7 protein-coding genes are annotated in these 6,569 nt (G+C 36.9%); 2 read left to right on the forward strand and 5 right to left on the reverse strand.

Annotated features, from left to right (window positions below; translation table 11 throughout):
* The 3 genes from DB42_RS00255 to DB42_RS00265 all read right to left on the reverse strand — a co-directional run.
* A partial coding sequence (locus DB42_RS00255; RefSeq protein ID WP_044881223.1) for an ISAs1 family transposase occupies window positions 1–552 on the reverse strand: 552 nt, incomplete at its 3' end.
* Between the two features lie 165 nt (window positions 553–717).
* On the reverse strand, window positions 718–2,151 hold the full coding sequence (gene murA / locus DB42_RS00260) for a UDP-N-acetylglucosamine 1-carboxyvinyltransferase (protein ID WP_080502639.1): 1,434 nt from the start codon (window positions 2,149–2,151) through the stop codon (window positions 718–720).
* A gap of 169 nt (window positions 2,152–2,320) precedes the next feature.
* A complete protein-coding gene (locus tag DB42_RS00265; RefSeq protein WP_044881224.1) occupies window positions 2,321–3,337 on the reverse strand; it encodes a triacylglycerol lipase in 1,017 nt (338 codons plus the stop codon).
* A gap of 349 nt (window positions 3,338–3,686) precedes the next feature.
* Here DB42_RS00265 and ispF point away from each other — a divergent pair, with 349 nt between their 5' ends.
* Complete coding sequence (gene ispF / locus DB42_RS00270) at window positions 3,687–4,184, forward strand: 2-C-methyl-D-erythritol 2,4-cyclodiphosphate synthase (RefSeq protein ID WP_042239949.1); 498 nt, start codon at window positions 3,687–3,689, stop codon at window positions 4,182–4,184.
* 89 nt (window positions 4,185–4,273) lie between these two features.
* Here ispF and DB42_RS00275 read toward each other — a convergent pair whose 3' ends face one another.
* Window positions 4,274–5,425 carry a sulfite reductase flavoprotein subunit alpha gene (locus tag DB42_RS00275; protein WP_044881225.1) on the reverse strand — a complete coding sequence of 384 codons (1,152 nt, stop codon included), beginning with the start codon at window positions 5,423–5,425 and terminating at the stop codon, window positions 4,274–4,276.
* A 167-nt stretch (window positions 5,426–5,592) separates the two neighbouring features.
* On the opposite strand from DB42_RS00275, the gene DB42_RS00280 reads away from it, so the two are divergent.
* Window positions 5,593–6,189: a hypothetical protein gene (locus DB42_RS00280; protein ID WP_044881226.1), complete on the forward strand. Its 597-nt coding sequence runs from the start codon at window positions 5,593–5,595 to the stop codon at window positions 6,187–6,189.
* A gap of 146 nt (window positions 6,190–6,335) precedes the next feature.
* On the opposite strand, the gene DB42_RS00285 is transcribed toward DB42_RS00280, so the two are convergent.
* Window positions 6,336–6,569, reverse strand: a 234-nt coding sequence (locus tag DB42_RS00285) for an integrase core domain-containing protein (protein ID WP_155117343.1), incomplete at its 5' end; no start/stop codon positions are given.

The following is a 6,569-nucleotide window of genomic DNA, read 5'->3' on the forward strand; positions in this document are numbered from 1 at the left end:
TTTGGCTATCTCTTTTTGACATCCAGCTGCATCTATGGTAACGGTAGCTCCTTTGATATCAAGCATATTCAATAACAAGGGAATGGCAGTTATTTCGTTTGATTTTGTGTCCGTAGCAAGCTGGCCAAGTATTAGCTTATTCTCTGCTGCAAAGGCACTAACCATGTGAATAGCTTTTCCTTCACGAGCTGCATCATACGAGCCTCTTAATGTTTTGCCATCTATAGCAATCACTCCTTTAATGGCTCCAGCAATATTTTGGGTCCATTGTACAAAACATCTTTCAAAATTCGAGGCAGATACATAGCGGAAAAATCTTCCTAAAGTATCATGCGATGGCACGCCTGCTAAGCAAATTCCATGCTCTTGTAGCCAGGGTAAATTGCAAGATGCCCATAAATGGATTGTTGCCCAATCATCTGCACCGCATAAAACTGCCAAAATGCTAATTGTAACAATATCAAACAAACTATAGATTTGGTTTCTTTGCTTCCTTGGATCTTCCAGATCCTTAAATACAGCAAAAACACTATTGGGTTTATGAGTATTCATTCATTCCTCCTTTTTAAGGAAAAGAATGATAATTATACCCCTTGCTTTGTCAACTTAAATCTTCATGCAATTTCCCTGGAAAAGAAAGGGATCTATTCATTATTAAGGAAAAATTTTCATTAAATTAGCTTATATCTATCGACTAAGCTATCTTTCTTTAAAAATTTAGATAGTCTGTAAAACAGGTAATTTTTTCTTTTTTAATTCTTTGATAGGTTTGGCTAAAACAGCTACCTCCTCCCCTTTTGACACGGGTTGTAAAGTTTTTTCCTTTTCCGTCGTACGCGTCACATCTACCCCTAAAGAACCAAGCTTTTGAAAAAGCTCTCCATAGCCTCTGTCTAAGAAATGCAATCCCGAAATTACACTAGTTCCTTTAGCTAAGATTGCAGCCATTACATAAGCAAAACCTGCTCTTAAATCAGGAACAGAAATATCCTTAGCAACAAGAGGAGTATTACCTTTAACTATAATACTATGGCAAAAACTTTGGGAAGCAAAGCGGCATTCTTTACCACCCAAACATTGCCTAAAAAGCGTAATATCAGCTCCCATTTCCTTCAACACCTCCGTATAGCCAAAACGATTTTCATACACAGTTTCATGCACCACTGATGATCCTGTCGCCTGTGTAAGCAAAACAACGAAAGGCTGCTGCCAATCTGTCATGAAGCCGGGATGCACGTCTGTCTCTAGGTGGAGTCCGCCTTGAAGGGGTCCGTCATAGTAAAATTCAATTCCATTACTCTTAATTTCAAAGCCTCCTCCTACCTCTCTAAGCTTATTTAAAAGAGTAATCATATTTTGATGCTGAGCGCCTTCCACAAAAACACGTCCTTTGGAACTTATAGCTGCTATTCCCCAAGAAGCTGCTTCAATACGATCAGGGATCACGGTATGTTCCACTTCATAAAATCGTCGTGTGCCTTGGATATGTATCGTACGATCTACATCTAATGTAATAATGGCACCGAGTTTTTGCAAAAAAAGAATTAATTCCACAATTTCTGGTTCAATGGCTGCATTTTTTATAGTGGTTAAGCCCCGAGCTGTGACGGCTGCTAAGATGGTATTTTCTGTAGCTCCTACCGACGGAAAAGGCAAATGTACTAGCGTACCTTTCAGGCCATTGTGAGCATGAGCAAAATAAGCTCCTTCGCGCTTCATTCCTCTATATTCAATAACAGCTCCTAATTTCTCTAGAGCAGCAATATGAAAATCTACCAAGCGCATTCCAATATTACATCCCCCAACCGTTGGAACAATAATATCTTCTTCAGTACGTCCCAATAGCGCTCCAATCATCAAAATAGGAATTCGATTGGCTCCAGAGAACCTTTGAGGGATATAAGAAGTTTTAAGTTCTTTAGTAATCACTTCCATGACCCCATTCGCCCGGTCCCACTGCACATCCATGCCTATTTCTTTACATAAATCTACTGTAACAGCCACATCCCCAATGTTAGGAACATTATAAAAGCGACATTTTTTATCTGAGAGAAGAGAGGCTACCAGCAGTTTAGTCATCGCATTTTTTGCACCTGCTGCTTTTACATGACCTTTTAAAGGGGTTCCGCCCTTAATTTTCAATATTTCCATGTTTTTAATGCAACCATACGTAAAAATTAATTTATTGTTAAATGCTCGAAAAAAAGCTCGATTATTCGTAGTTTTTTTGATTATCTTATTAACAAAAAAAACTTTTAAATACAATAAGAATCTGAATTAAAGTTAATTTTTTTGGATAAATAAAATAAAGCACCTATTTTTACACTTTATTTTGTCGAATTTTGTAATAATTTATCACTTCTTCAATCAACGAGTCTGAAAATAAAAGGGATAAATGGCCTACATTTGAAAGTGTTAATCGCTTGGTATAAGTAGTGTCATTAAATAAAGCACTGGAAAGAGGAACTAATAAATCTGTTTTACTAGCTATATGGAAAAAATGAGTTGTAGAGGGCAAATTTAAAATTCTCTTACTAAGGTTGGCTAAAAAAGCGCTTTGCGGATGCATTTCTTTCACAGCCTTCCCTATCCCCCAAGCCGCCAAGAAAGCTCCTTTTAATGGAGAGCCTAATGTAATAATATCTGTTACTAGCAAATTACATTCAGCCAATTTAGAAGCAGCGACACAGGCTACTATCCCCCCCATTGAATGGCCTATAAGTGTAATATCATTTCTGCCTGTCACTTTTTGAATTTCTAGCACTTTATTTCGAACTTTTTCGGCATGAGTTTCAATAGAGTCGAAGGGCTTTCCTAGATGCACCGTAAAAACAGGCCCTAATTTTTCATTAGAAAAGCGGTAACGATAATATGCCCATGAGCCACTATTACTATAAAGTCCATGGATAAGTAAAATAGGTTGTTGCCCATTTCCTTTTTGAGGATCTCGTTTTTCTAAATTTACAAATCGTAAAAAATTTAAAGCCATTAAAGAAAAAAATTCACAAACAATAGAATAAATATAATTGGCCAAAGAAACTAAAGATTGAGGAAGCCTAGAAGCCATCGAATTTAACATATTTCCACTAAGAAAAACTCCTAAAGCGCTGACCGAAAGTATAAATGTATACTTAGAAAGCATAGAAAATGAAGTTCTAGAAAATAAATTTATTACTCCTGCCAAAGTAGCCAGGCTACATAAACTAGCTAAAGCTACAAGGGCTAAATGCTTGATTTTCCAATAAAACCCTGCTTTTTCACTTTTTTGGTTCCCTTCATTGATAAAGGGGTGTTTAAGCTGGAATCGGTGGGGACGGTGAAGATTTAGAGATGCCATTTTATGATCCTTCTTTAAGAGTAGTCATTTTACTAAAAAATATTTTTATTTTGAACTTTTTATTTTTAATAAATCTATATTAGCTTTAAATACTTATCTTTAATCCTATTACCTAATAAGTAGAGACATAATTTTTTCAGAGAGCTTATAGAATGTTAACTGTAGCCTTACTTACTGCTTTTTCTATTTCTAAACATTCATCTGCCTTTTCTTACTTGATCTTTTGTAAATAGCAACCAGCCAAGAGCTCAACTTACCTTTCTAATTTAAGAAAAAGCAAAAAAATGTTTCATTCAAATTCTCAGATTTCTAAAATAACGCCACATCTATTAACGATTAAGAGGTAGAAATGATAGTAAGAACAGGTATAGGTCAAGATAGCCATCGTTTTTTACCGGTTGAAACCTCAAAACCCTGTATTATTGCGGGGCTAATCTTTGAACATACCCCTGGATTTAATGCTAATTCTGATGGTGATATTGTTTTTCATGCCATTTGTAATGCTATAAGCTCGCTCTCAGGAGTCTTAATTTTAGGAAATATTGCCGATGAGCTTTGCTTAAAAGATGGAATTACCGATAGTGAAGTTTACCTTCTTGAAGCTATAAAGACATTAGGGGCCCAGAAAGTTACGCATGTGTCTATCACCCTAGAAGGTAAGAAGCCTAAATTTAAAGATCGCATTCAAGCGATGAGGGAAAACATTGCACGCGTAATGCAAATCGAGGTGTCCCAAGTAGGAATAACAGCAACTTCAGGCGAAGGCTTGACAGACTTCGGTTGTGGCGAAGGGGTCCAATGCTTTGCAATAGTGACCACCTGTCAGCCTACACCTTTATCTCCGTGAGTGCCTTCCTTCTACTTTCAAATAAGCTAAGGCTTAAATCTACTTCTTAAGCCTCTTTAAAGATCTGTAGAGGGCAGTTTATAAGAATGTTAATAAATATCCCGAAGATAACGTTTTTCGTTACGCAAATGCTTAACGAGTGCTTTTGCTTCCGCTTCGCTTTTCTTACCATGAACTTGAATAATTTCATGCAAGGCAGATTCTACATCTTTTGCCATACGCGCAGCATCTCCACAAACATAAATGTAAGCACCTTCATTAATCCAGCGATAAAGGTCAGCGCCTTGCATTAGCATACGGTGTTGGACATAAATTTTTTCCTGCTGATCACGTGAAAAAGCGACATCTAAGCGGAGCTTACCTTGCCGCTCTAAGCTTGTCCAATAATCTGCATAATAAAAATCAGTCGCGCGATTGCACTCCCCAAAGAAAAGCCAGTTTTTACCTTGGGCCTCCTTCGCCATCCTTTCTTGCATGAATGCACGGAAGGGGGCTACGCCAGTGCCAGGGCCAATCATAATAATAGGCGTATCAGAGTGAGAAGGAAGTGTAAAACCATGATGAGGTTGAATATAGATGGGTACAACAGGCTGGTGAAGAGGGACTGTTTCGCATAAATAATGCGTGCACACCCCTACCCGCTGATATCCATTGGTATGATATTTTAATACCCCTACAGTAAGATGCACTTCTTCTCCTACTGCCGACATTGAAGAAGAAATAGAATATAGACGAGGTAGCAAGGGCATAAGCATATTGCATAGCTCTTGCAAAGAAAAAACTACTTCGTGGTTCTCTTCTAAGATATCCCACAGCTCATGGGACTGTAAGTAAGCTTTAAACTTTTCTTGAGCGCCTTCTGCCAGAACAGCTTCTAACGTTTCTCTTTTTTTCTGATTAGGTTGCCCTTGAGCAATTATTGACAAAAACTTTTTGCTTAAGTCGGTCACATTAGCTTTTGTGGTTAAAAAATCGCGCAGTGACATACTCTTTCCTGTATGCTTGCTAATTATCAATTCCGAACCTTGGGCACGCATAGCAAGAAGTGTTTTATTAACTATATCTTGAGGATTGATAGGAAAAATACCTAGGCTATCGCCCACTTTATAGGTCAAGCCTGATCCTTTAATATCTAAAACCACATGTTGAGTATTTTTTATAGATTCTTCTCGAGTTAAATTATAACGTTCTTTGATTGTGGCCAGAAAAGGATGATGTCGATTGTAGATTAAGGATTCCATAAAACTAGTATTTAGAAGTTAAAATCAACAAAGGGTAACATAATTCTTTTTGGCTTTCAGCAAAATTCTAACTTATTTAAAAATGAGTTACCTCTCATAATCTGCTTGAAAATTAACAATTCTTCACCTATTATTTTCAATATAATAAGAAAATATAACTGGTTTTTATGAGTTTAATTAATTGTGATTATAAAATCTTTACAAACAATCAATCGGTTGATAAGAATATCACTTTTTTACCCACAAGAACAAAAGACACGACTACTTTTTTTTGGGGCATTGCTGAGCCTCTTCACCCACCTGCTGCTCAACTTTCGTCTCAGGCTTCTTCCCATCCAAGCCAAAATGCAGGCAATGAGCCTACTCCCCTGCCTCCATTATTACCGTTGAAGCCTCCTGAAGACATCCTAAAGCAAGGAGAAGAAATAAAAAGCAGGAAACTACTCTCTAATGGCATCAAATATATAGGACCTTTAAAAGCAGGTCTTCCCGAAGGAATCGGTAAGCTTACCTACGAAATGATAAACGAAAAAACTCAAACTCTCTTCTTTACCACCTACTCCGGCGAATTTCGTGGGGGAAGATTAAATGGTCGAGGATTGATTGTTTACAGTAATGGAGATAAACTAACAGGAAATTTTCAGCATAACTTATTAGTGGGACTAGGAAAGCTGGTCAGACAAGATGGAAAAACATTTTCTATTCTTCAAAATCCTGATCACTGTGGTGGCTTCGGTTGTTTAGACAGTTTTTTGCAAAATTAAGTAAGAAACTTTACCTTTTTAAGGTTTGTTCGATACAACATTAATCATCTTCTTCCACAATTTAATTCAAATTTTACGTAGCTTGGAGTTTCAATGACCATGTTGGTTTTGCTCCTATTATTTTATCTTACTTTTTTCATTTTCACCTAATAAATTATTATACCATATGCCTCCGATGGGGTCTTGTATTCTAAAGACTGATGTGGACGGTTTTTATTATAAAACTCAAAATATCTGGTAAGTCCTTGATAAACCTCAAGTCCGTTTTGATAATCTTTCAGATATACATCTTCATACTTGACTGACCTCCACAAACGCTCTACAAATATATTATCTGTTGCTCTTCCTTTTCCATCCATGCTAAAAGCAATATTTTTTCC

This window comes from Neochlamydia sp. EPS4, from assembly GCF_000813665.1.
In the GTDB taxonomy this organism is placed as follows: domain Bacteria; phylum Chlamydiota; class Chlamydiia; order Chlamydiales; family Parachlamydiaceae; genus Neochlamydia.